At 62.4% G+C, this 23,594-nt stretch carries 22 protein-coding genes; 17 read left to right on the top strand and 5 right to left on the bottom strand.

All coding sequences use genetic code 11. The features are described 5' to 3' along the window. Window position 1: 1 nt before the first annotated feature. The 3 genes from fcl to QTH91_RS03550 all read right to left on the bottom strand — a co-directional run bounded on the left by fcl (window position 2) and on the right by QTH91_RS03550 (window position 5,158). On the bottom strand, window positions 2-985 hold the full coding sequence (gene fcl / locus QTH91_RS03540) for a GDP-L-fucose synthase (protein ID WP_286658643.1): 984 nt from the start codon (window positions 983-985) through the stop codon (window positions 2-4). A 96-nt stretch (window positions 986-1,081) separates the two neighbouring features. Then, window positions 1,082-1,807 (bottom strand): sugar transferase, encoded by a 726-nt coding sequence (locus QTH91_RS03545; protein WP_286658644.1) that lies wholly within the window; start codon window positions 1,805-1,807, stop codon window positions 1,082-1,084. A 393-nt stretch (window positions 1,808-2,200) separates the two neighbouring features. Then, window positions 2,201-5,158, bottom strand: coding sequence for an Rne/Rng family ribonuclease (locus tag QTH91_RS03550; protein WP_286658645.1), 2,958 nt, complete (start codon window positions 5,156-5,158; stop codon window positions 2,201-2,203). Window positions 5,159-5,700: 542 nt separating this feature from the next. Between QTH91_RS03550 and QTH91_RS03555 the strand changes: the two genes are divergently transcribed. The 4 genes from QTH91_RS03555 to QTH91_RS03570 are packed head-to-tail and all read left to right on the top strand — an operon-like array spanning window position 5,701 to window position 8,857. Then, the gene (locus tag QTH91_RS03555; protein ID WP_390368483.1) at window positions 5,701-6,759 is read left to right on the top strand and encodes an RluA family pseudouridine synthase; all 1,059 of its coding nucleotides are present in this window, start codon (window positions 5,701-5,703) and stop codon (window positions 6,757-6,759) included. Continuing rightward, entirely contained in the window at window positions 6,746-7,420 is a 675-nt protein-coding gene (locus QTH91_RS03560; RefSeq protein ID WP_286658646.1) for an HAD-IIIA family hydrolase, read from the top strand. Before QTH91_RS03555 ends, QTH91_RS03560 begins: the two co-directional genes overlap by 14 nt. A gap of 23 nt (window positions 7,421-7,443) precedes the next feature. Beyond that, the gene (locus QTH91_RS03565; RefSeq protein WP_286658647.1) at window positions 7,444-7,818 is read left to right on the top strand and encodes a Rieske (2Fe-2S) protein; all 375 of its coding nucleotides are present in this window, start codon (window positions 7,444-7,446) and stop codon (window positions 7,816-7,818) included. Between the two features lie 7 nt (window positions 7,819-7,825). Then, the gene (locus tag QTH91_RS03570) at window positions 7,826-8,857 is read left to right on the top strand and encodes a S49 family peptidase (protein ID WP_286658648.1); all 1,032 of its coding nucleotides are present in this window, start codon (window positions 7,826-7,828) and stop codon (window positions 8,855-8,857) included. A 57-nt stretch (window positions 8,858-8,914) separates the two neighbouring features. Here the strand turns inward: QTH91_RS03570 and QTH91_RS03575 are convergent, their stop codons facing one another. Both QTH91_RS03575 and QTH91_RS03580 read right to left on the bottom strand, forming a co-directional pair. Beyond that, complete coding sequence (locus QTH91_RS03575; protein ID WP_286658649.1) at window positions 8,915-9,679, bottom strand: SAM-dependent methyltransferase; 765 nt, start codon at window positions 9,677-9,679, stop codon at window positions 8,915-8,917. Beyond that, complete coding sequence (locus tag QTH91_RS03580; protein WP_286659602.1) at window positions 9,676-10,260, bottom strand: Maf family protein; 585 nt, start codon at window positions 10,258-10,260, stop codon at window positions 9,676-9,678. The genes QTH91_RS03575 and QTH91_RS03580 overlap by 4 nt, the downstream gene beginning before the upstream one ends. Before the next feature lie 59 nt (window positions 10,261-10,319). On the opposite strand from QTH91_RS03580, the gene QTH91_RS03585 reads away from it, so the two are divergent. From QTH91_RS03585 to lepA, 13 genes are all read left to right on the top strand, one after another. Further along, a complete protein-coding gene (locus QTH91_RS03585) occupies window positions 10,320-10,877 on the top strand; it encodes a YceD family protein (protein ID WP_286658650.1) in 558 nt (185 codons plus the stop codon). A 257-nt stretch (window positions 10,878-11,134) separates the two neighbouring features. Beyond that, window positions 11,135-11,317 carry a 50S ribosomal protein L32 gene (gene rpmF / locus QTH91_RS03590; RefSeq protein ID WP_286658651.1) on the top strand — a complete coding sequence of 61 codons (183 nt, stop codon included), beginning with the start codon at window positions 11,135-11,137 and terminating at the stop codon, window positions 11,315-11,317. A 59-nt stretch (window positions 11,318-11,376) separates the two neighbouring features. Continuing rightward, a complete protein-coding gene (gene plsX / locus QTH91_RS03595; RefSeq protein ID WP_286658652.1) occupies window positions 11,377-12,468 on the top strand; it encodes a phosphate acyltransferase PlsX in 1,092 nt (363 codons plus the stop codon). After that, window positions 12,468-13,445 (top strand): beta-ketoacyl-ACP synthase III, encoded by a 978-nt coding sequence (locus tag QTH91_RS03600; RefSeq protein ID WP_286658653.1) that lies wholly within the window; start codon window positions 12,468-12,470, stop codon window positions 13,443-13,445. The genes plsX and QTH91_RS03600 overlap by 1 nt, the downstream gene beginning before the upstream one ends. A gap of 55 nt (window positions 13,446-13,500) precedes the next feature. Continuing rightward, entirely contained in the window at window positions 13,501-14,451 is a 951-nt protein-coding gene (gene fabD, locus QTH91_RS03605; protein WP_286658654.1) for an ACP S-malonyltransferase, read from the top strand. Between the two features lie 4 nt (window positions 14,452-14,455). After that, window positions 14,456-15,202 carry a 3-oxoacyl-ACP reductase FabG gene (gene fabG, locus QTH91_RS03610; RefSeq protein WP_286658655.1) on the top strand — a complete coding sequence of 249 codons (747 nt, stop codon included), beginning with the start codon at window positions 14,456-14,458 and terminating at the stop codon, window positions 15,200-15,202. Window positions 15,203-15,302: 100 nt separating this feature from the next. Next, complete coding sequence (gene acpP, locus QTH91_RS03615) at window positions 15,303-15,542, top strand: acyl carrier protein (RefSeq protein ID WP_286658656.1); 240 nt, start codon at window positions 15,303-15,305, stop codon at window positions 15,540-15,542. Between the two features lie 90 nt (window positions 15,543-15,632). Next, the gene (fabF, locus tag QTH91_RS03620; RefSeq protein ID WP_286658657.1) at window positions 15,633-16,877 is read left to right on the top strand and encodes a beta-ketoacyl-ACP synthase II; all 1,245 of its coding nucleotides are present in this window, start codon (window positions 15,633-15,635) and stop codon (window positions 16,875-16,877) included. Window positions 16,878-17,368: 491 nt separating this feature from the next. Further along, window positions 17,369-18,022: an RNA polymerase sigma factor RpoE gene (gene rpoE / locus QTH91_RS03625; protein WP_286658658.1), complete on the top strand. Its 654-nt coding sequence runs from the start codon at window positions 17,369-17,371 to the stop codon at window positions 18,020-18,022. Between the two features lie 16 nt (window positions 18,023-18,038). Beyond that, complete coding sequence (locus QTH91_RS03630) at window positions 18,039-18,647, top strand: sigma-E factor negative regulatory protein (protein ID WP_286658659.1); 609 nt, start codon at window positions 18,039-18,041, stop codon at window positions 18,645-18,647. A 25-nt stretch (window positions 18,648-18,672) separates the two neighbouring features. Continuing rightward, window positions 18,673-19,725 carry a MucB/RseB C-terminal domain-containing protein gene (locus tag QTH91_RS03635; RefSeq protein WP_286658660.1) on the top strand — a complete coding sequence of 351 codons (1,053 nt, stop codon included), beginning with the start codon at window positions 18,673-18,675 and terminating at the stop codon, window positions 19,723-19,725. A gap of 62 nt (window positions 19,726-19,787) precedes the next feature. Then, window positions 19,788-21,266, top strand: a complete 1,479-nt coding sequence (locus QTH91_RS03640) for a DegQ family serine endoprotease (protein ID WP_286658661.1) — start codon at window positions 19,788-19,790, stop codon at window positions 21,264-21,266. Window positions 21,267-21,775: 509 nt separating this feature from the next. Beyond that, on the top strand, window positions 21,776-23,587 hold the full coding sequence (lepA, locus tag QTH91_RS03645) for a translation elongation factor 4 (RefSeq protein WP_286658662.1): 1,812 nt from the start codon (window positions 21,776-21,778) through the stop codon (window positions 23,585-23,587). Window positions 23,588-23,594 lie beyond the last annotated feature (7 nt).

Below are 23,594 nucleotides of genomic sequence, written 5' to 3' on the forward strand. Positions count from 1 at the left end.
CTCAGGCAGGGGCGAGGGTAGGGGCCGATTGCCCCTGGCGGGCGAGGAAGTCCGCGTAAGCCAGGCGCAATCCCTCGCGCAACGGCGTACTCGCGTGCCAGCCAAGGCTGCTGAGCAAGGAGACGTCGAGCAGCTTTCGAGGCGTGCCGTCGGGCTTGGACGTGTCGCACTTGAGCCCACCGCGGTAGCCCACCACTTCTGCCACCACGCCGGCCAGTTCGGCGATCGAGAGGTCCTCGCCCGTGCCGATGTTGATATGGCTTTGCATGGGTGTGGTGCGCGCGGCATAGTCGCCGTGCGCAAGGTTCATCACGTGGACGCAGGCCTCGGCCATGTCGTCCACGAAGAGGAACTCACGACGGGCCTTGCCGGTGCCCCAGATTGTCACGAAGGGCGCGTCGGCCACCTTCGCTTCGTGGAAGCGCCGGATCATCGCCGGCACGACGTGGCTGTTGTCGGGGTGGTAGTTGTCGCCCGGTCCGTACAGGTTGGTCGGCATGACGCTGCGATAGTCGCAGCCGTATTGGCGGTTGTAGCTCTCGCACAGTTTGATGCCGGCGATCTTGGCCACGGCATAGGGCTCGTTGGTCGGCTCCAGCTTGCCTTCCATCAAAGCGGACTCCGCCATCGGCTGTGCTGCCAGGCGTGGGTAGATGCAACTCGAACCCAGGAAGAGCAGCTTCTGCACGCCCGCACGCCAAGCTTCGTGGATCACGTTGTTCTGAACCATGAGGTTGGAGTAGATGAACTCCGCCGGGTACGTGTTGTTGGCATGGATGCCACCTACCCGGGCCGCCGCCATGTAGACCTCGTCCGGCTTTTCGTCCGCGAACAATGCGCGCACGCCCGCCTGGTCCGTCAGATCCAGTTCGGAACGGCTCCGCGTAATGATTTCCGCGCCTTGTCGCTGCAAAGACCGCACGATGGCGCTGCCCACCATGCCTTTGTGGCCGGCGACGAAGATGCGTTTGCTTGTTTGGGTCATGGCGCCTCGCACTTGCGTTGAACGGTAGGCAATCGGGCTGCTACGACGTCAGAGGCGTCGGCCCGGCTCGCCCTGGGCGGCGCGCCGCCGATCGAATCAATGACAGCCGTCCTGCTTCAGGACCACGATGAAGGTCTTGAGCAGAATCTTGAAGTCCAGCCAGAGGGACCAGTTCGTCACGTAGTATGCGTCGAGCTCCACCCTTTTGGCATAGGGCAGTCGGTTGCGTCCACTGACCTGCCACAAGCCGGTGATGCCGGGCTTCATAGCGCAATATTGGGGCCAGTTGCGACCATAGAGTGTGCGCTGGCGTTCCATGCACGGGCGCGGTCCGACCAGGCTCATGTCGCCTTTGAGCACGTTCCAGAACTGGGGAAGTTCATCCAGGCTGAGCCGGCGGATGAAGTTGCCCATCGGCGTGATGCGCGGGTCCTTCTGCAGCTTCTGGAACGTGTCCCACTCCGTGCGGGCAACGTCGTTCTTGCTCAGGTATTGCTCGAGCACCGCGTCGGAGTCGGCCAGCATGGAGCGGAACTTGTAGAAGCGAAAGCGTCGGCCGCCCTGTCCGAGACGCACCTGGCCGAAGTGGACGGGGCTGCCCATGCTCAAGCGGATGCAAAGGGCGGTGGCGAGGTAGATCGGGCCGAGCAGGACAAAGAACAGCAGTGCGCCAATGATGTCCACCGTGCGCTTGGCAAATCGTTCAACCAGGTTCAGACGGCGAGCAGTTGCCGGCGCCACATAAGGCGATGAATGGCTGCCTCCATCGGACGGGAACTGGCGGTCGATGTGAACATGTGCACTGGAATCAGGGCGGAACATGCAGCTTCCTTATACGGGTCGGCGAGGCAGCATTCAGCGGGAACCAAGGGTGATGTAACGCTTTGCTACTACGGGAAAGAATTTGAACATAAATGCGAACCTTTGTCTTGCTTTCTAACGGTGTAAGCCAAATGGGGAATATGACCTGGCCACCAAGGGAATCTGTGCTGAAACGTGCCCGATTGCCCCAAAACAGTGCGCGCAAAAAGTAGTCCTTTGGTTTCTATCACGAGTAACGACAATCTGCTCATGTTTGTGGTTTGTATGCGCCAACTTATGAAAAAACGTTACCCAGTACGTTGGGTGGCACAGCAAGCGGCAAAAGAAAAAGCGACCAGAATTTCTTCTGGTCGCTTTGCGTTTGAGGCGGCGTAAAAGCCGCTGGCACTGGCCTCAGACTCTAGGGTCGGCGGAGGCCTGTCCCTCGAACGGAAGGATGACGTCGGACAGGTCGCGACGCGTTTCCACCAGGATCAATTTGCCGAAGTCCATCTGGACTGGTGCGGGACGCTCGCGCGGGATGTGCGCCGGCTTCACTTCGGCGGCAATGGCTGCCTGGACTTGGGCGACGCGTTCGGCGTCCGAGTTCACCCAATGAAGTCCGGACCCTTCAGCGATCTGGGCCAGATCGGCCAGGGGCAGCTCGAACGGTGTCACGCGGGGCATGCCGGCGCGAGGGTCGGGTTGCTGCGCTGGTGGCGGAACCTGGATGGGTGTCGCGGCGCGGCGGTCCAACTCCGGCACGACAGGCACGGATGCCGCCGCGAGCGGCGCCTCCGAGGTCAATGCAGCCGGCGCGTCGGCCTCAGGCATTTGCGCCGCGGCATCGAACCCAGGCGCAGCGTCGCCTTCGCGCGGTGAACGCTCGCGGCGGTCGCGGCCGTAGCGGTCACGCGAACGGGGGCGGCGCGGTTCACGATCCTGGTCTGCGCCAGGAGCAATTTCAGTTGCACCTTCCGCATCCGCCGAAATAGCTGCCTGGACGCCGTCTTGCGGCTCGGCGAACTCGACTGCATTGTCCGTACGTCGTTCCTGGCGCGCCGGACGATCTCCGCGCTCGCCGCCGCCGCGTTCAGCTCGCTCCCTGCGAGGGCGCTGACCGCGTTCGCCGCGGTTCTGCTCCACCGCGTCGTCGACCTGCGTGGGGGTGCTGTTCAAGAGCTCCGCAGGTGCTTCGGCAGACGGGTCCGCCAGACCTTGGGCGGGGCGGGACTCGCCCATGTTGCGACGCTCGCCGCGCCCATTGCGACGCTCGCCTTCACGACCTTCGCGGACTTCACGACCTTCGCGGCCCTCACGACCTTCACGCGGAGCACGGGGTTCACGGCGGTCTCGGCCCTCTGCGCCTTCGCGCGCCTCGCGGGGAGGTTGTTGTTCGCGCGTGTCGCGGCTGGCGCCTTGCCCCTCACGGCGGGCGTCGCCGTTGCGACCCCGGCGTTCGCCGCGGCCATCACGACCTTCGCTGCTTCGGCCTTCGCCATCACGTCCACCCCGACGCTGTTCGCCATCGCGACCGCGGTTGGCGCGTTCGCGCCCAGGGCGGCCCTCGGCGCGACCGGGTTTCTGGGACTCTTCGGCGGGTGCGACTGGTGCGGCGACGGGCGCTTGGGGCTTGCCGCCGAACAGGCTCTTGAGCCAGCCGATGAAGCCGGTCTCGGCCGGAATCGCTGCTGCCACCGCAGGTGCTGCCGCGGGGGCTTCGGGTGCCTTGACCGGCGCCTGAGGGCGAGGTGTGGCGACCGGTGCTGGCGCGTCGGGCAGAACACCCTTGATGACGGGGGTCTGACGGTTGGTCGGCTCTTGCGAGCGACGGGTGACGTCGGCCTGATCTTCCAGGTCCTCGGCCATCTTGTAGCTGGCCTTCACATGGTCGAGGCGCGGATCGTCGTGCTTGAGGCGCTCAAGCCGGTAGTTGGGCGTCTCGAGCGTCTTGTTGGGCACCATCAGCACGGTGACGCGCTGCTTGAACTCGATCTTGGCGATCTCGGGACGCTTTTCGTTCAACAGGAAGGACGCGACTTCCACCGGCACCTGCACATGCACGGCCGCCGTGTTGTCCTTCATCGATTCTTCCTGAATGATGCGCAGGATCTGGAGCGCGCTCGATTCCGTATCGCGGATGTGGCCCGATCCGCCGCAGCGCGGGCAGGGCACCGAAGCACCTTCGCTCAGCGCCGGCTTCAGGCGCTGGCGGCTCATTTCCATGAGGCCGAACTTGCTGATCGAGCCGAACTGCACCCGCGCGCGATCCTGGCGCAGTGCGTCGCGAAGGCGGTTCTCAACCTCGCGGCGGTTCTTCGACTCATCCATGTCGATGAAGTCGATGACGATGAGGCCACCCAGGTCACGCAGGCGCATCTGGCGTGCCACTTCGTCGGCGGCTTCCAGGTTGGTGCGCGTGGCGGTCTCCTCGATGTCGCCGCCCTTGATCGCGCGGGCGGAGTTGACGTCGATGGACACCAAGGCCTCGGTGTGGTCGATCACGATGGCGCCGCCGCTGGGCAGCTGCACCGTACGGGCATAGGCCGATTCGATCTGGTGCTCGATCTGGAAGCGCGAGAACAGGGCGGCGTCATCGCGGTAGCGCTTGACCCTGTTTGCGTGCTCCGGCATGACGTGCGCCATGAACTGGTTGGCCTGTTCATAGATGTCGTCGGTGTCGATCAGGATGTCGCCGATGTCATTGTTGAAATAGTCGCGGATGGCGCGGATCACCAGGCTCGACTCCTGATAGATCAGGAAGGCGCCCTTGGTGCCCTTGGCCGCGCCGTCGACGGCGCTCCACAGCTTCAGCAGGTAGTTCAGGTCCCACTGCAGTTCGGCGGCGCTACGGCCGATGCCAGCCGTGCGGGCGATGATGCTCATGCCCTTGGGGTACTCGAGCTGGTCCATCGCCTCCTTGAGTTCGGCCCGGTCGTCGCCCTCGATTCGGCGGCTCACGCCGCCTCCGCGCGGGTTGTTGGGCATCAGCACGACGTAGCGTCCGGCCAGCGAGATGAAGGTGGTGAGTGCGGCGCCCTTGTTGCCGCGTTCTTCCTTTTCCACCTGGACGATCAGTTCCTGACCTTCCTTGATCGCCTCGTTGATGCGCGCCGAATTGGACGAGACGCCATCGGCAAAGTACTGCTTGGAGATTTCCTTGAACGGCAGGAAGCCGTGGCGGTCCTCGCCGTAGTCGACGAAGCAGGCTTCGAGCGATGGCTCGACGCGCGTGACGACCGCCTTGTAGATGTTGCCCTTGCGCTGTTCGCGCCCCTCAATCTCGATTTCGTAGTCGAGCAGCTTTTGCCCGTCGACGATGGCCAGGCGGCGCTCTTCGGCCTGCGTGGCGTTGATCAGCATCCGTTTCATGATGCGTTGTCCTTGTTTTGTATCGCTGTCACATGCCCATGACGGGCCAACGATGCACGGACGACCACTCGCGAAACGACGGGATTGCCCTGGACCACGGTTGCGCGTTGCACGCCGGCATGCGGACATGCCGGCTGCCGAGCGCTAGCTCGTCAACCGAAGTGGGGGCGCGTGGATGGGCACAAGCCAGATGTCGTGCCGATGGACTGCCGGTCGGGCGGCCTTGGGCGTCGCGCTTTGCGCTCGCACAAACGCCGACTCCATGGCCGCCACCACCGGTCTGAACCGGTGCAGCACCCATTGAATCAGCATCATCAACACAAATTGCTCGCTTCGATCCGCCGGCAGAAGACTTCTACCGGCTGGGAATTCCGTAAGGTGTTTCGTGGGCGTCGCCTTGGCTCGTCCGGCGCAACTGCCACCTGCGGTGCTGGGGCACGAGGCTTGCAATCACGCTGGAAAAGCGGCATCGACCTCCGGCGCGACCCCTCCTTGTGCTCTAAACTTCTTCGCTTAAATCAAGCACTTACTAGACCGCGCTGGTGAAGAACATTATAGGTGGGAAGCCAGGGCCTGCGACATCGCAGGCGCGAACGGGTTCGGATGCGCAGGCTGTCCGGCATCTGACGGTCGACGAATCCGGTGCCGGCCAGCGGCTGGACAACTTCCTCTTCCGATCACTGAAGGGCGTTCCGAAAACCCATGTGTATCGCATCATTCGCTCGGGCGAGGTGCGTGTGAACAAGGGACGGGCGCAGGCCGAAACCCGCGTAGAAGAGGGCGACCTCGTTCGTTTGCCGCCAATGCGCGTATCGGCGCGTTCGACCGAAGTGGCCCCCGCGGCGCCCGCGCGCGAATTTGCCCTGTTGCATGAAGACGACGCCCTGCTCGCTGTGGACAAGCCATGCGGCGTCGCCGTGCACGGCGGCAGCGGCGTCAGTTTCGGCGTGATCGAACAATTGCGCTCGGCTCGCCCTGCGGCTCGCTTTCTGGAGTTGGTGCACCGCCTCGACAAGGAAACATCGGGCATCTTGCTGGTGGCCAAGAAGCGCAGCGCGCTGACCAATCTTCAGGAACAGTTCCGTGAACGCGAGACCGGAAAGGTCTACCTCGCGCTGGTCGTGGGCGACTGGCCCGACAACAAGAAGGTGCTCGACGCCTCGCTGGCCCGATACCTGGTCGCTGGTGCAGCGGACGGCAAGGCCGAGGGTGAGCGCCGGGTGCGGGTCGTCGCAAAGGACCACCCGGACGCCATGCGAGCCGTGACGCTGGTGCGCGTGGTCGCTCGCACAAAATTGGGCGATGAGGCCCTGCCCCTCAGTCTTCTGGCTGTGACCATCAAGACGGGGCGGACCCACCAGATCCGTGTGCATCTCGCGTCCGCAGGTCACCCCATCGCCGGCGACGAAAAATACGGCGACTTTGCGCTCAACCGCGCTTTGCAGAAGGCGGGCCTCAAGCGCATGTTTTTGCACGCCTGGCGCCTGCGCTTCACGCATCCGGTCAGCGGCGAGACAATGAAGCTCCAGGCCGTCCTTCCTTCAGAGCTTGCGACATTGCTGGATCCCGCCATCCTCACCGATATCTATGCCTCTGCCTGAACGCGTCGATCGCCGCTTCGATCTCATTGCTTTCGACTGGGACGGGACTCTGTTCGACTCGACCGCCATCATTGTTCGCAGCATCCAGGCTGCGGTGGTCGATGTGGGAGGGCCACGGCCCGGAGACCGGGAGGCTTCGTGGGTGATTGGCCTTGGTCTTGCCGAAGCGCTGGCGAAGGTCGCGCCCGGCCTCCCGCGCGAACGCTATGCCGAACTGGGCGCGCGTTACCGCTTCCACTACACGCGTTATCAAGATGAGTTGCTGCTCTTCGACGGTGTCTTGCCCATGCTCGATGCCTTGCGCGCGCGGGGTTTCAAGCTGGCTGTGGCAACGGGCAAATCGCGAACCGGCCTGAATGCAGCGCTGGCGACGACCGCCTTGGAGGGCCGCTTCGACGGCTCCCGGACTGCCGACGAGACGGCAGGCAAGCCCCACCCGCGCATGCTCTTGGAACTCATGGAAGAGCAGGGCGTCTCCCCGGCGCGCACGCTCATGATCGGGGACACCACCCACGACCTTCAGCTGGCGCGCAACGCTGGTTGTGCGAGTGTCGGCGTCAGCTACGGCGCGCACGAGCCCGACAGCTTCGACGAGCACGGGCCTTTGTTTGTGGCGCATTCAGTGGCCGGCCTGCACGATTGGTTGGTCCGCCACGCCTGAGCGCTGGCACAGGAGCCGTTGAAATGAGCCTCGACCCCGAAGCGATCCCGCTGTGCAACTCAGCTGATCTTTCGGAGGGCGGCATTGCCGTCTCATTCGACGTGGTCTACGGTGGACAAAGCTGCCGCGCTTTCGCGGTGCGCTTCGACGGTGCGCCTCATGCCTACCTCAATCGCTGTAGTCATGTCGCGATGGAAATGGACTTCAGGCCTGATCAATTCTTCGATGACTCCGGCCAGTGGCTTCTTTGTGCCACGCATGGCGCCGTCTACCGTCCGGATACGGGCGAATGCGCTGGCGGCCCTTGCCGAGGGGGACTGGTCAAGATTGCCATGAGCGAGCGCGATGGCGTGGTGCACTGGCATACTGACTGGAACCTCAAGCCTCTCGCATTCTGACCACCCCATGACCGAATCGACCCGCACCGAGCCCAGGGGGCTCGATCCTCATGCCGCCACGGTGGCAACCGGCAGTTCCACTTCGGGCGGCGACGGCCATTCGCGGCGGGCTTGGGAGCGAGACACGCTGGAGCGGCTGGCATTTGCGGCATTGACCGAACAGCGGGCGGCGCGCCGCTGGAAGATCGGGATCCGGCTTGCCTGGTTGGTGCTGATCGCCGTCGTGATCTGGGTCGGGATGTCGCGCAGTGCGACAACGACGGCCGCGTCCACCGCGCCGCACACGGCCATGATCGAGATCAAGGGTGAAATTTCGGATGGCGCGGACGCCAGCGCGCAGGCCATCGTCGCCTCGATGAAGAGCGCCTTCGAGGACAGCGCTGCCAAGGCGGTGGTCTTGCTGATCAATTCTCCGGGCGGCAGTCCGGTTCAGGCGGGCATCGTCGCCGATGAAATCAGGCGCATGAAGGCGCAGTACAAGAAGCCCGTCTATGCGGTGGTCGAGGAGAGTTGCACGTCGGCGGCCTATTACATCGCTTCGGCCACCGACAAGATATTCGTGAACAAGGCCAGTCTGGTCGGAAGCATTGGGGTGCTGATCGACGGATTTGGCTTCACGGGCATCATGAATCGCGTTGGCGTGGAGCGCCGCCTCATCATCTCAGGTGAGAACAAGGGCTTTCTCGACCCCTTCAGCCCGATGAACGACGAGCAGCGCGCTCATGCCCAGAAGATGATCGATCAGATCCACGAGCAGTTCATCAGCGTGGTGAAGGCCGGCCGCGGCGATCGCCTGAAGCTACAGACGCCGGGGCTGTTCAGCGGTCTGTTCTGGACAGGAGAGCAAGCCGTCGAGATCGGCTTGGCCGATCAATTGGGCAGCCTCGACTATGTGGCGCGCGAAGTCGTCAAGGCCGAGAAGGTGGAGGATTACACCCGGCATGAAAACGTGGCGGAACGCCTCGTTCGCCGCTTCGGCGCCACGCTTGCCGACTCGGCCGTAGGCGCGATGGGTCGCAGTGGCTATTCGCTGCGCTGACCGGTCCATCTTTGGCGCCAAGCGTCGCGCCGCGGCAAGTCGTTGATAGGAAGAAGGTCAAGCGCCAATGGCAAACACAGTCGGAAGGCGACCCGGGTCTGCCGCTTCCTGACGTGCGCGCCAATTCTTGACGGTGCTGCAACTGACCTTGCCCCCGTCAAGCGTTAGTCCGGTGGCGAGCGCGAGCCGTGTGCCGGGCTGCAAGGTTTGAATCAGCGCCTGGAGCAGGGCGCCATTGCGGTAGGGCGTTTCGATGAACAGTTGCGTCTGACCAGTGCGCAGAGCCAGCGACTCCAGTTCCTTGATCCGTTGAGCCCGCTGCGCCGTGTCTTGGGGCACATAGCCGACAAAGGCGAAGTTCTGGCCGTTCAAGCCACTGGCCGCGAGTGCGAGCAGCAGCGACACGGGCCCTGACAAAGGCACGACGGGCACTCCTGCGTCATGGGCTGCCCGCACGACCGAGCTTCCTGGGTCGGCCACTGCCGGCATGCCGGCTTCGCTGAGCAGTCCCATGTCATGACCTGCCAGAGCCGGCGCCAGCAACGCCCGCGCATCGAATTGCACGGCCTGGTCGCCTTTCTTGTGAACTTCCCGGGGCAACTCCTGAAGGAATTGCGCCTGCAAGGGCGCTGCCAGCGGGTGGAGTTCGTTCACTCGCTTGAGGTAAGCCCGTGCAGACTTGGCGTTCTCGCAGACCCAGTTCGTGATGCGAGCGGCAGTCGCCAATGTTCCCGCGGGAAGGGTCTCCTGCAAGGGGACTTGGACTTCGCAACCGAAGTCCAAAGGAGCAGGCACGAGATAGAGAGTGCCGGTGGTGTTCAAAGCAGGGCCACCCCGGCGGCGCGCAGCATTCGGCAGGTGCGAATCAAGGGCAGCCCGACCAGAGCCGTGGGGTCGTCGCTCTCGATCGCATCGAGCAGAGCGATGCCCATGCCCTCGCTCTTGGCGCTTCCAGCGCAGTCATAGGGCTGCTCGGCCCGTAGATACCGCTCGATGGCTTCGTCGCTCAAGTCGCGAAACACCACGCGTACGGGTGCGATGGCGCGCTGGCGAAAATTGGCCTCCTGGCAGACCACGGCAACGGCGGTCTGGAAAACCAGCGTCTGGCCACGCATCTGGCGCAACTGCGCCACCGCTCGTTCATGGGTTCCCGGTTTTCCGAGGCCAACACCATCGAGATCGGCAACCTGATCTGAGCCGATGACGACGGCGGCGGGAAATCGCGTCGCCACGGTTTCGGCCTTGGATAACGCCAAGCGTTCGGCCAGTTGGCGTGGCGATTCGTTTTCAAGAGGGGTCTCGTCAACGCCAGGAGACTGAACCTCGAAAGGGATGCCAAGACGTTCGAGGAGATCGCGCCGGTAGCGCGACGTGGATGCGAGGATGACGGACCTGTTTGGCATGGCGGACGATTGTGCGCGAACGGGCCGATTTGTGTACTCGAGGCGGTAGACTGCCTCCCATGAAGAGAGCTTTCGCACCGGAGCGCCTGGACGTCGCCGCATTTGCCGACGCCTCTGCCAGATTGGCCGGACAGGACTCGTTGTCGCGCTTTCCGCGCCTGTCGGCCGAAACCGTACAGCCAGCGGATGCTTCATTGGAGCAGTCGGAAGTGCAATGGGAGGCGGCTGGAGAATCCCGTCGGGACAGTGCCGGGCGTTCCGAGCCGTGGTTGCACCTTTTCGCAGAGGCGATCGTTCCCCTGGTTTGTCAGCGTTGCCTCGGACCCGTGGGCGTGCCTCTCGAAGTCGACCGCTGGTTCCGCTTTGTGGCGGACGAAGAAACGGCCGCCGCCCTGGACGAGGAAGTCGAGGAAGATGTCCTCGTCGTCAGCCGGGAATTCGACTTGAAGGGCTTGATCGAGGACGAACTGCTGATGTCGTTGCCCGTCACTCCGACTCACGACGTCTGTCCGGAGTCGCTTCCGGCCTCCGCCGTTGATGCCGACTTCGAAGAGGCGGAACAGAAAAAGCCCAACCCGTTTGCCGCATTGGACAAGCTTCGCCGAGAAAAGAAGTGAGGTGCATTGGAGCATCTGGCCCAAATACCTCGCATGCGCTATAATCGAAGGCTTCGTTCGTGCCAAGTGGCTGCAAAAAGGCGCCGGGAAGTTCCCGGGACAGTGGCGGTTTCTGATTCAAAGAAGCTAGTCAAGCGAGGCAATGCCGATTAAGGTAATGCCGAATCAGCCGAAATCGATGGCAGATTGCTGTCGAAAGCGCGCCCCACGAGCACCGAGTTCACTTCAAGCAACCAACCGAATTCCAGGAGCCGACCATGGCCGTCCAGCAAAACAAGAAGTCGCCCTCCAAGCGCGGCATGCACCGTTCGCACAACGCTCTGAGCGTTCCCGGCATCGCCGTCGAGCCCACTACGGGCGAAACGCATCTGCGTCACCACATCAGCCCCAATGGCTTTTATCGTGGTCGCAAGGTGCTCAAGACCAAGTCCGAAGCCTGATCGTATCTACAGGCGCAGGCCCGAGGCTACCCAGGTTGTAGCGTCGGGCCTTTGTTTTGATGGCTACGCCTTCCCCTTTTGAATCGGCGCCTCTTTCGACGGTCACCTTGGCTGTCGACTGCATGGGCGGCGATTTCGGCCCATCGGTGACCCTGCCGGCGTGCGAAGCATTTCTCGCGCGCCATGAGCGGGCTGCGTTGGTCCTCGTGGGGAAGCCCGAGGCCTTGTCGAATTTTTCCCACCCGCGCTGCCGCGTCGTGACGGCGAGCGAGGTTGTGGGTATGGACGATCCTGTCGAGGTCGCGCTGCGGAGGAAGAAGGATTCTTCGATGCGCGTGGCCATCGCGCAAGTCAAGGATGGTGCAGCTCAAGCGGCCGTCTCTGCCGGCAATACCGGCGCGCTGATGGCGATTGCACGTTACCTGCTCAAGACGATGGATGGCATCGATCGGCCAGCCATTGCGCCCCAGTTGCCCAACATGAAGGGTGGTGCCACGACGGTGCTCGACCTTGGGGCCAATGTCGACTGCGACGCCGAAGATCTTTTGCAGTTCGCCGTGCTGGGCTCCGCGCTGGTTTCTGCCTTGACCGGCAATGAGTCTCCATCTGTTGGGTTGCTAAACATCGGCGAAGAAGCCATCAAGGGCAGCGAGACAATCAAGAAAGCCTCTCAATTGCTGCGCGAGGCAGGGCAATCCCAGGATCTCAACTTCTACGGGAACGTTGAAGGCAATGACATCTTCAAAGGTACGACCGAGATTGTGGTTTGCGATGGGTTCGTCGGCAATGTGGCGTTGAAGGCGAGTGAAGGCGTCGCCTCGATGATTTCCGGCTACATGAGGCAGGAGTTTTCGCGCAATCTACTGACCAAACTGGCTGGCATCTTGGCTTATCCGGTCTTAAGTGCCTTGAAAAAGCGATTGGATCATCGGCGCTACAACGGAGCAGCACTGCTTGGCTTGCGTGGGCTCGTCTTCAAGAGCCACGGGTCGGCCGATGCACTGGCTTTCGGATACGCGCTCGATCGCGCTTATGATGCCGCCCGCAACAACCTTCTCGAACGCGTTCGTGCCCGCATTGCACATGCCGCTCCGCTGCTGGGGCGCGCGGACGCCGACGCGCAGACCGAAGTGACAGCGCTCCAGGATTGATGGCCAAATATTCAAGAATCACCGGCACCGGCAGTTTTTTGCCACCCCGCCGCGTTACCAACGATGACCTTGCGCGCGAGTTGGCGCAACGTGGAATCGAAACATCTGATCAATGGATCGTCGAGCGCACGGGCATCCGAGCGCGCCATTTCGCCGCAGCCGATGTCAGCAGCAGTGATCTTGGCTTCGAGGCGGCACGACACGCGCTCGAGGCCGCCGGCAAGACCGCGCAAGATGTCGACCTCATCATCGTCGCGACTTCCACGCCCGACATGGTGTTCCCGTCCACTGCGGCGATCTTGCAGAACAAGCTTGGCATTGCTGGATGCGCGGCATTCGACGTGCAGGCCGTGTGCAGCGGCTTCGTCTATGCATTGACGGTGGCCGACGCCATGATCCGAGCCAATGGCGTCAAATGCGCCCTTGTCGTTGGTGCGGAGGTGTTTTCCCGCATCCTCGATTTCAATGACCGCACCACCTGCGTGCTCTTTGGCGATGGCGCCGGCGCTGTAGTGCTCGAGGCGAGCGAAACTCCTGGCATCCTGGCGAGCGACCTGCATGCTGACGGCAAGCACGTCGGCATTCTTTGCGTGCCTGGACACGTCTCCGGTGGCGAAGTGCTCGGCAAGCCGCTCCTGCACATGGATGGCCAGGCTGTGTTCAAGCTCGCGGTGCGGGTGCTCGAAGAGGCTGCTCGAGCTACGCTGCAAAAGGCGGGTCGCACCGATGCCGACATCGACTGGCTGATTCCTCACCAGGCCAATATCCGCATCATGGAAGGGACGGCGAAGAAGCTGAAGCTCCCGCTTGAAAAGCTGGTGGTGACGGTGCACGAGCACGGCAATACGTCGGCGGCATCCATTCCCCTGGCACTCGACGAAGCAGTACGCAGCGGCAAGGTCAAGCCGGGCGAAACCGTGATGCTCGAGGGAGTTGGCGGAGGTTTCACCTGGGGTGCCGTGCTCCTGGACATGTGAGTTCTGCGGCGCTTGCGACCGATGGCCGCGGCGCCGGATTGGAGACATCAACACAATGAATTCGTTTGCCTTTGTTTTTCCGGGCCAAGGCTCGCAGTCCGTCGGCATGCTGGACGCGTGGGGCGATCATCCCGAGGTGCGTGCGACTCTGGAAGAGGCCTCCGAGGCGCTTGGCGAAGATGTCGCTCGCCTGATTCACGAAGGCCCCAAGGAAGCGCTTGCTCTGACCACCAACACTCAGCCTGTGATGCTGGTGTCCGCGATTGCTGCCTGGCGCGTGTGGCTGGCCGAAGGCGGCTCCAAGCCAGCGATGCTCGCGGGCCATTCGCTGGGCGAATACTCGGCCCTCGTTGCCGCTGGCGTCTTGACGTTGTCGCAGGCGGCGCCGCTGGTGCGTTTTCGTGCACAGGCCATGCAGCAAGCTGTACCGGTTGGTGTCGGGGCCATGGCGGCCGTGCTGGGCATGGATTCTTCCAAGGTTGTCGCCGGTTGCGCCGAGGCGATGGCATCGTTCGGCGACGGTTCCTCCGAGGTCGTCGAGGCCGTCAATTTCAACGATCCGATGCAGACCGTCATTGCTGGCAGCAAGGCCGCCGTGGACAAGGCGTGCGAACTGCTCAAGGCCAATGGCGCCAAACGTGCGTTGCTGCTGCCGGTATCCGCTCCCTTCCATTCGAGCTTGATGAAGCCGGCTGCCGATGCGCTGCGTGAGCGCTTGGAGTCGGTCGAACTGGCTGCTCCACAGATTCCTGTGGTGAACAATGTCGACGTGCAGGTCGAGACCGATCCGGCTCGAATCCGCGATGCGCTGGTGCGCCAGGCCGCGGGTCCGGTCCGCTGGGTCGAGACCGTACAGGCCTTGCAGGCACGAGGCGCGCAGGCCATCATCGAATGCGGTCCGGGCAAAGTCCTGGCTGGCATGGCAAAACGCATTGCACCCGAGTTGGTTTCGGGCGCCATCTTTGATCCGGCCTCCTTGGCCGATGTCCGCCAGCAACTGGCCTGAATTCATGAGCAACACGATTTCCATTCAAGGTCAGGTCGCGCTGGTGACCGGAGCCAGCCGTGGCATCGGTTCCGCCATCGCCCAGGAGTTGGCGCGTAGCGGCTACAAGGTCATCGGCACCGCGACGACGGAGCAGGGCGCCGGCGCCATTGCCGCTGGGCTTGCGCCCTACGGTGGCGAAGGCCGTGCCTTCAATGTCAACGACCTGGCGGCCACCGATGCGCTCATCGACGAGATCGTCAAGGCTCACGGCGGTCTGCACGTGCTGGTCAACAATGCCGGCATCACGCGCGACACGCTGGCCATGCGTCTGAAGGACGACGATTGGGACGCTGTGCTCGACACCAATCTCAAGGCGGTCTTCCGCCTGTCGCGCGCGGTCATTCGACCGATGATGAAGCAGCGATATGGACGCATCATCAACATCACCAGCGTGGTGGGTGCGTCTGGCAACCCTGGTCAATCCAACTATGCCGCGGCGAAAGCGGGCGTGGCCGGCATGACGCGCGCATTGGCACGCGAACTCGGTAGCCGCAATATCACGGTCAATTGTGTGGCTCCGGGCTTCATCGAGACGGACATGACCGCCTCGCTGCCCGAGGCGCAACAGCAAGCTCTCTTGTCACAGATTCCGCTCGGGCATCTGGGCAAACCAGCTGACATTGCACATGCCGTGGCCTATCTGGCCTCTCCGCAAGCCGCTTATGTGACGGGCCAGGAACTGCACGTCAACGGCGGCATGTACATGTAGCCCTGACAGGGTCAGGTTTCTCCCAAGCAGCGGGCAACGGCATCAGGTGCTTGTCCCGCTAAAATCCATCGGTTTACTTACAACCCTCAGAGGGAACCAAATGAGCGATATCGAAGCACGTGTCAAGAAAATCATCGCCGAGCAACTCGGCGTCGAAGAGTCCCAAGTCACCAATGAGAAGGCCTTCGTTGCCGATCTGGGTGCCGACTCGCTGGACACGGTCGAACTGGTGATGGCGCTCGAAGACGAGTTCGGTATCGAGATTCCCGACGAAGACGCCGAGAAGATCACCACTGTGCAGAACGCCGTCGACTACGCCGTCAAGCATCAGAAGGCCTGAGCGGCCTCGCCAAAATCCGCTTGCGGCGCCTCCAATCCCATCGAGTGCGACGCAAAAGCGGGTGTCTTTTCCCCAGAAAGGTTTGCCGGCATGACCAAACGCCGCGTTGTCGTGACCGGGCTGGGTTGCCTGGCTCCGGTCGGAAATACCGTCGCGGAGGCCTGGACCAACCTGTTGGCCGGTCGCTCCGGCATCGACACGATCAGCAGTTTCGATGCCTCGAACTTGACTTGCCGCTTTGCCGGTGAGGTCAAGGGCTTCGACATCACCCAATACATTCCCGAGAAGGAAGCGCGTCACATGGACCGCTTCATTCACCTTGGGTTGGCCGCGGCCGTCCAGGCGGTGCAAGACAGCGGTCTGCCCACCGGCGAAGCGCTGTCGCCGGACTTGGCGCTTCGCATTGGTTGCAACATCGGCTCGGGCATCGGCGGATTGCCGATGATCGAGCAGACGCACGCTGAGTTGACCAATCGCGGTCCTCGCCGCATTTCGCCATTCTTCGTTCCTGCCTCGATCATCAACATGATCTCGGGCCATGTATCGATCAAGTTCGGCTTCAAGGGCCCGAACATTGCCGTCGTGACGGCCTGCACGACCGGCTTGCACGCCATCGGTATGTCAGCCCGGATGATCGAATATGGCGACGCCGACGTCATGATTGCCGGTGGCGCAGAGTCCACCGTGTCCCCGCTGGGCATCGGTGGTTTTGCGGCAGCGCGCGCGCTCAGCACGCGCAACGACGATCCAAAAACGGCTTCGCGCCCATGGGACAAGGACCGAGACGGTTTTGTGCTTGGCGAGGGCGCGGGTGTCATGGTGCTCGAGGAATACGAACACGCCAAGGCGCGCGGCGCGAAGATCTACGCCGAGCTTTCTGGCTTCGGCATGTCCGGCGATGCTTATCACATGACTGCGCCAGACGTAGATGGACCTCGCCGCTCGATGGTCAATGCGCTGGCCAACGCCGGTGTCAATGCCGATCAAGTGGGTTACGTCAATGCGCACGGCACGTCGACGCCGCTCGGAGACGTCAACGAAACCAATGCCATCAAGGCTGCCTTCGGCGATCAAGCCAAGAAGATGATCGTGAATTCCACCAAATCGATGACGGGCCACCTCTTGGGTGGCGCGGGTGGCATCGAGTCGGTTTTCACGGTGCTGGCGCTTCATCATCAGAAGAGCCCGCCCACGATCAACATCTTCAATCAGGATCCGGCGTGCGATCTCGACTATTGCGCCAACGAGGCGCGCGACCTGAAGGTCGAGGTCGCGGTCAAGAACAACTTCGGGTTCGGTGGCACCAATGGCACGCTGGTGCTCAAGCGCGCCTGAGTTTCGCAACTGACTGAATCCAGGCCCTCCATGCGAAGCGCCCCATCGGTGAACTATCCGGTGGGGCGCTCGACCTTGGCCGAGCGCCTTTTGCTCTGCCTCTGGGCAATGGGTGCAGGGTCTTGTGCACTCTGGTGTGTATCGGCCGAAGGCACTCCATGGCGGGCTGGCTTGTTGGCACTGGCGCTGTTCGCCGCGGCTGCCGGCGCATGGCGTGCCGTCTTCGCGGGCCGCGCCTCTCGCTTGCTGTGGGATGGCCGCTGCTGGCACATCGAACAAGGCAGCGGAGCGCGATTGCGTGCAACAACCGCCGTGGTCCACCTTGATCTGCAGTCGCTCATGCTGGCACGCCTGAGGTCTGAAGCGGGCAGGACGCATTGGGTGTGGGTGGAACGTGCTGCACACCCAGCGCGTTGGCCCGACGTTAGGCGGGCGCTCTATGGCGGAGCGGCAGGTCGGGCCAAGGCTGCTGCAATATCCCGAGCCTCGCCATGAGTGCGGAAGCGCCTCCCCCGCCTCCATCCGAGGAGCCGGCGCCCCGGCCGGCGGACGCCGACTACCAACTCGTTCAACAGGTTCTTGCCGGAGATAGCCGGGCCTACGAGCTCCTGGTCGTGAAGTACCAGCGTCGCATCGAGCGACTGATCGGTCGCATGGTGCGCGACGTCGACTTGGTCGAGGACATCGCCCAGGAGACATTCATCCGTGCGTATCGGGCTTTGCATCAGTTCAGGGGCGAGGCTCAGTTCTATACGTGGCTCTATCGCATTGCCGTCAACACCGCCAAGAAGGCCCTGGTCGACATGAAGCGCGACCCGACGGTCAGCGAAGCCGCCCTGCGTCCGAGTGACGACGATGATGAAACTTACCGGCCTGGAAACGAACCAACCACGGACGAAAGCCCCGACACCATCCTCGCCGCGAAGGAAATTGCGGCCGCAGTCAACGACGCGATGGACGCTTTGCCTACCGAATTGCGCCAGGCGATCACGCTGCGCGAGATCGAGGGCCTGAGTTACGAAGAGATTGCTGAGGTGATGAATTGCCCGATCGGGACGGTACGTTCGCGTATTTTTCGTGCCCGAGAGGCGATTTCGGCCCGGGTTAAACCTCTCTTGGACAGCCAATCCGGCAAACGGTGGTAGCACGTCAGGTGAAGACATGAACAACGATGACAGCACGCGCGAGCAGATTTCCGCTCTGGCGGACGGGGAAATACACGCCAATAGCGCTCAGGCCGTCGCCCGCTTGGTCGGGCAGATCAGTTCTGCGGACGAGTTGCGGCAGGCCTGGTGCACTTATCACTTGATCGGTGACGTCCTGCGGACGGGCGCTCACACGGTCTGTGCGGATTCGGCCGAATTCACGACGCGCCTTCGCACGCGGCTTACCGCAGAGGTGGTCGCGCCTGCTTCAAGCCAGGGGGGTGTCATCGAGCCCAAGGAAGCCGCCAACGAACCGGTCTTTCGCTGGAAGATGCTGGCCGGCGTGGCGTCGCTTGCTGCCGTGGCGGCCGTGGCTTGGAATTGGACCGGCGTTTCCTCACAGGGCCCAGCTTCGGCGCAATTGGCACAACAAGTCCCGGCGGCTTCTTCACCTCAACTGGTGCCCGGCGCGCGCGTCCTGGTGGGCGATGGGCAGCGCCCACAGGTAATGCTGCGGGATCCGCGCCTCGATGCGTTGCTGGAGGCGCATCAGCAGGCAGGCGGCGCGTCGACCATGCCTTCCTCATTCCTGCGCAACGCCACCTTCGAAGCTCCCAGCCGCTGATCGTTCAGTCGTCACGCCGCGCCGCATGATCTATCTCCCGCGCTCGTCCCTTCGATGGCTCTTGTGGATGTCCTTGGCGTTGGGCGCTGCGCTTGCCGCGCATGCGCAGTCGTCGCCTGCTATCCAGGAAGAAGGGGCGGCTGGACCGGGCGCATCAAGCGGGCTTGTGGCGTGGCTCAAGCGCATGCACGAGGCATCGCGTGCCAATTCCTATATCGGGACGTTCGTCGTGTCTGCGCCAGGCGGTGATTTGTCCAGTGCACGCATCTGGCACGCCTGCGATCGCATCGCGAACACGCAGGTCGAACGCGTCGAGACCCTGACGGGGCCACCGCGCTCTACCTTCCGGCATGACGACCAGGTGGTGACGTTCTTTGAAGACAGCCGCGTGGTGCGCAGGGAAAAGCGAAGCGACTTCGAACAGTTTCCCAGCGTCGGGAAGCCCGATGACGACATTGCTCAGCATTACGAGGTCAAGCAGTTGGGCAAGGGACGCGTTGCTGGCTATGCCACCGACGTCATTCAACTGGTGCCGCGCGACAGCTTGCGTTTCGGCTATCGCATCTGGGTCGAGAAGAGAACAGGCCTGCTGACCAAATTGCAAACCCTTGCCGTCGACGGACGAGTCGTCGAGCAATCCGCGTTTTCAGAGTTGGAGCTGGATGCACCTGTGAGCGTGGCCCAGTTGTCGCAGATGATGACGCGCACCGAGGGCTACCGAATGGAAAAAGTACAGGTAGAACGCACGTCGGCGCAGGCCGAAGGGTGGGCATTGAAGGAGCCGGTTCCCGGCTTCCGGTCGATGCGGTGTCTGCGCCGGGCAATGGGCGCCAGTGGTCAAACGCCACGCACCACTCAGTGCATCTTCTCGGATGGTCTGGCCTCGGTGTCGCTGTTCCTCGAGCCCTACGACCCGGACCGTGCTGCCAAAGAGGGCTTGCTTGCGTTGGGGGCCACCTATACGCTTACGCGGCGTCTGTCGGACGGTGGAGGGGACTGGTGGCTCACAGCGGTGGGCGAAGTTCCGCCACAGACGCTCGAGCGCTTCGCGGCCACGATCGAGCGCATTGCTCGCTGATGCAGAGCGCAACTGCCGCTTACCCTCGCGGACTGTCACTTTTAGTCAATCGAAAAAAGATCATGCTTTCAAGAGTTGAAGGAAAAGTCAGCACACTGCTGATGGTCGGCGCGCTCAGCTTGGGGGTCACCCTGGGCTTCGCACCGGTGACGCCAGCAGCCGCGCAAACCCGCGCGCTTCCCGATTTCACGGACCTCGTCGACAAGGTCGGGCCGTCGGTCGTGAACATCCGGACCGTGGAACGAGTCACGCGGCGAGGCGGTCCCGAAATGGACGAAGAGATGCAGGAGTTCTTCCGCCGCTTCTTCGGTCAGCCATTCCCGGGCAATCCCAATCCTGGTGGGCCAGGCCCTCGAGGTCGTTCGGAGCCCCGGGAAGAAGAACGCCCTCGCGGTGTCGGCTCTGGCTTCATCCTGACGACCGATGGCTTCGTCATGACCAACGCCCACGTCGTGGACGGCGCATCGGAGGTCCTGGTCACTCTGCCGGACAAGCGGGAGTTCAAGGCCAAGATCGTGGGCGCGGACAAGCGTACCGATGTTGCCGTCGTCAAGATCGAGGCGTCCGGATTGCCGGCCGTCAAGGTGGGCGACGTCTCCAAGTTGCGGGTGGGCGAATGGGTCATGGCCATTGGCTCGCCGTTCGGCCTGGACAACACCGTCACGGCCGGGATCGTCAGCGCCAAGCAGCGCGACACCGGGGATTACCTGCCTTTCATCCAAACCGACGTTGCCATCAATCCCGGAAATTCAGGTGGGCCGCTCATCAACATGCAAGGCGAGGTGATCGGCATCAACAGCCAGATCTATTCGCGCTCTGGCGGCTTCATGGGCATCTCGTTCTCGATCCCCATCGATGAAGCGGCTCGAGTGAGCGATCAATTGCGCGCCACCGGCCGCGTTTCGCGCGGACGTATTGGCGTGCAGATCGATCAAGTGACCAAGGACGTGGCTGAATCCATCGGCCTAGGCAAGCCCGAGGGCGCACTGGTACGCAGCGTCGAAGAAGGTTCGCCGGGCGAAAAGGCGGGCATCCAGGCGGGCGACATCATTACGGCATTCGACGGCAAGAAGGTCGACCGGCCAAGCGATCTGCCCCGGTTGGTCGGCAACACCAAGCCGGGCTCGAACAGCACGGTCTCGGTGTTCCGTCGCGGCAAGACGATCGAACTGAAGGTGACCGTCGGTGAATTCGAAACCGAGCAGCAAGCGAAGGCTCAGGCACCGAAAGAGCCGACGCCGACCGAGTCTGCTGCGTCCCCCGTGGCCAAGGCCATGGGCTTGCAGGTGGCGGACCTCAGCGAAGAGCAGAAACGCGAATTGAAGGTCAAGGGTGGCGTGCTGGTGGAAGCTGCGGGCGACGCTTCTGCACGTGCCGGCCTTCGTGAAGGCGACGTGATCCTTGCCGTGGGCAACGTGGAGGTCAGCAACGTCAAGGAGTTCAACAACGCCTTGTCGAAGGCCGACAAATCCAAGCCAGTCAACATGTTGTTCCGCCGTGGAGACTGGGCCCAGTACGCTCTGGTTCGGCCGTCCCGCTGATCTCGGCGCCGTCAAGTGGCCCCAACTTCCAGTCGGGATTGGGGTCACTTTTTATGCGCCTTTGGCCACGTGCGACAAAAAAATCCTTGGACGAGATTGCGTCAAGTAAGTCTGCGCAAACTTACTTCGAGATTCTGCAACGACACGATTTGTTAGAATCGCCTGCTTTTCCCGATGGCAGGGCATATATAGCTTTCGGGGATGTTCACCATGCGAGATGGGATGTGACAGTCCACCGACACTCCACAGATCGCCCACAAGTTGTCCCCTAAGCTTCGCCATCGTCCTGTGGATAAGATGTATATAAGTTCGATGTTGTGGGGCTGCAACGAGGGCTTCGGTGGATGCTCTTGGCTGTACTCCGGCGCCTTTTTCCCTACAATGAAGCTCCAACTACTGCAGTTGCCATTGCTTGTTGGTTCAGGGCGCGTCTCCCAGAGGACGCGCCCTTTTTTCTTGCCTGCTCGCCTGTGCTGCAAGCCAATTCAAGTACTTAAGCCTTCCCGTTGATGAATCACATCAGAAACTTTTCGATCATTGCGCACATCGACCATGGCAAGTCGACGCTCGCCGATCGCTTGATCCAACGCTGCGGCGGCTTGTCCGATCGCGAGATGGAAGCGCAGGTTCTCGACTCGATGGACATCGAGCGCGAGCGTGGGATAACCATCAAGGCGCAGACCGCAGCGCTGCAATACAAGGCGCGTGACGGCAAGGTCTACAACCTCAATCTCATCGACACGCCGGGTCACGTGGACTTCTCGTACGAGGTGTCTCGTTCGCTTTCTGCCTGCGAGGGCGCGCTCCTTGTGGTCGATGCATCGCAAGGTGTTGAAGCACAGACGGTGGCCAATTGCTACACGGCGCTCGACCTCGGTGTCGAAGTCCTGCCAGTCCTCAACAAGATGGATCTGCCGCAAGCCGATCCGGACAACGCGAAGGCCGAAGTCGAGGACGTAATCGGCATCGACGCATCGGAGGCGATTCCCTGCTCGGCCAAGACCGGCATGGGCGTCGACGAAATTCTGGAGGCCATCGTTGCCAAGGTGCCAGCGCCGCGCGGGAACCCCGATGCAGCGCTGCGCGCCATGATCATCGACAGTTGGTTCGATCCCTACGTCGGTGTCGTGATGCTCGTGCGCGTCGTCGACGGCCGCTTGGGCAAGGGCGAGCGCATCAAACTGATGGCGACGGGTGCCACTTACAACGCGGACAACCTCGGTGTCTTCACACCAGGCAACTCGCCACGCGATTCGCTCGAAGCTGGCGAAGTGGGCTACATCATCGCTGGCATCAAGGAGCTTCAGGCGGCCAAGGTGGGCGATACCGTCACACTGGTCAAGACCGGCACCGGTGGCGCTGCTGCCACTGCCACCGAGCCGCTGCCTGGATTCAAGGAGATCCAGCCGCAGGTCTTCGCAGGGCTATACCCGACCGAGGCGAGCGAGTACGACCAACTGCGCGACGCGCTGGAAAAGCTCAAGCTCAACGACGCCTCCTTGCACTATGAGCCAGAAGTGAGCCAAGCGCTCGGCTTTGGTTTCCGGTGCGGTTTCCTTGGTCTTCTGCACATGGAAATCGTGCAGGAGCGCCTGGAGCGTGAGTTCGACCAGGATCTGATCACCACCGCGCCCAGCGTGGTGTATGAGGTGGCCAAGGTCGACGGCGAAGTGATCATGGTCGAAAACCCATCGAAGATGCCTGACGTTGGCCGCATGGCGGAAATTCGCGAGCCGATCGTGACCGTCCACCTCTACATGCCGCAGGACTATGTGGGTCCGGTGATGACGCTGGCCAACCTCAAGCGTGGTGTGCAGATCAACATGGCCTATCACGGGCGGCAGGTGATGCTGACCTACGAGATGCCGCTGGGCGAGATCGTTCTCGACTTCTTCGACAAGCTGAAGTCGGTCAGCCGCGGCTACGCCTCGATGGACTACGAGTTCAAGGAATATCGTGCATCCGACGTGGTGAAGGTCGACATCCTGCTCAATGGCGAGAAGGTGGATGCCCTGTCCATCATCGTGCACCGCACCCAGGCCCAGTTCCGCGGCCGGGCGGTGGTGAGCAAGATGCGAGAGATCATTTCGCGTCAGATGTTCGACGTCGCCATCCAGGCTGCCATCGGAGCCAACATCATCGCGCGTGAGACAATCAAGGCGCTTCGCAAGAACGTGCTGGCCAAATGCTACGGTGGCGACATCACCCGCAAGCGAAAACTGCTTGAAAAGCAGAAAGCCGGCAAGAAGCGCATGAAGCAGATCGGTTCGGTCGAAGTGCCCCAAGAGGCCTTCCTGGCGATCCTGCAAGTCGAAGACTAAGAAGAAC

This window comes from Variovorax dokdonensis, assembly GCF_030316895.1.
Lineage (GTDB): Bacteria > Pseudomonadota > Gammaproteobacteria > Burkholderiales > Burkholderiaceae_C > Variovorax > Variovorax dokdonensis.

Coding starts and splice junctions, on each gene's coding strand:
- fcl (WP_286658643.1), bottom strand. CDS start 985: ATGACCCAAACAAGCAAACGCATCTTCGTCGCCGGCCACAAAGGCATG.
- QTH91_RS03545 (WP_286658644.1), bottom strand. CDS start 1,807: ATGTTCCGCCCTGATTCCAGTGCACATGTTCACATCGACCGCCAGTTC.
- QTH91_RS03550 (WP_286658645.1), bottom strand. CDS start 5,158: ATGAAACGGATGCTGATCAACGCCACGCAGGCCGAAGAGCGCCGCCTG.
- QTH91_RS03560 (WP_286658646.1), top strand. CDS start 6,746: ATGCCTCTGCCTGAACGCGTCGATCGCCGCTTCGATCTCATTGCTTTC.
- QTH91_RS03565 (WP_286658647.1), top strand. CDS start 7,444: ATGAGCCTCGACCCCGAAGCGATCCCGCTGTGCAACTCAGCTGATCTT.
- QTH91_RS03570 (WP_286658648.1), top strand. CDS start 7,826: ATGACCGAATCGACCCGCACCGAGCCCAGGGGGCTCGATCCTCATGCC.
- QTH91_RS03580 (WP_286659602.1), bottom strand. CDS start 10,260: ATGCCAAACAGGTCCGTCATCCTCGCATCCACGTCGCGCTACCGGCGC.
- QTH91_RS03585 (WP_286658650.1), top strand. CDS start 10,320: ATGAAGAGAGCTTTCGCACCGGAGCGCCTGGACGTCGCCGCATTTGCC.
- rpmF (WP_286658651.1), top strand. CDS start 11,135: ATGGCCGTCCAGCAAAACAAGAAGTCGCCCTCCAAGCGCGGCATGCAC.
- plsX (WP_286658652.1), top strand. CDS start 11,377: ATGGCTACGCCTTCCCCTTTTGAATCGGCGCCTCTTTCGACGGTCACC.
- QTH91_RS03600 (WP_286658653.1), top strand. CDS start 12,468: ATGGCCAAATATTCAAGAATCACCGGCACCGGCAGTTTTTTGCCACCC.
- fabD (WP_286658654.1), top strand. CDS start 13,501: ATGAATTCGTTTGCCTTTGTTTTTCCGGGCCAAGGCTCGCAGTCCGTC.
- fabG (WP_286658655.1), top strand. CDS start 14,456: ATGAGCAACACGATTTCCATTCAAGGTCAGGTCGCGCTGGTGACCGGA.
- acpP (WP_286658656.1), top strand. CDS start 15,303: ATGAGCGATATCGAAGCACGTGTCAAGAAAATCATCGCCGAGCAACTC.
- fabF (WP_286658657.1), top strand. CDS start 15,633: ATGACCAAACGCCGCGTTGTCGTGACCGGGCTGGGTTGCCTGGCTCCG.
- rpoE (WP_286658658.1), top strand. CDS start 17,369: ATGAGTGCGGAAGCGCCTCCCCCGCCTCCATCCGAGGAGCCGGCGCCC.
- QTH91_RS03630 (WP_286658659.1), top strand. CDS start 18,039: ATGAACAACGATGACAGCACGCGCGAGCAGATTTCCGCTCTGGCGGAC.
- QTH91_RS03635 (WP_286658660.1), top strand. CDS start 18,673: ATGATCTATCTCCCGCGCTCGTCCCTTCGATGGCTCTTGTGGATGTCC.
- QTH91_RS03640 (WP_286658661.1), top strand. CDS start 19,788: ATGCTTTCAAGAGTTGAAGGAAAAGTCAGCACACTGCTGATGGTCGGC.
- lepA (WP_286658662.1), top strand. CDS start 21,776: ATGAATCACATCAGAAACTTTTCGATCATTGCGCACATCGACCATGGC.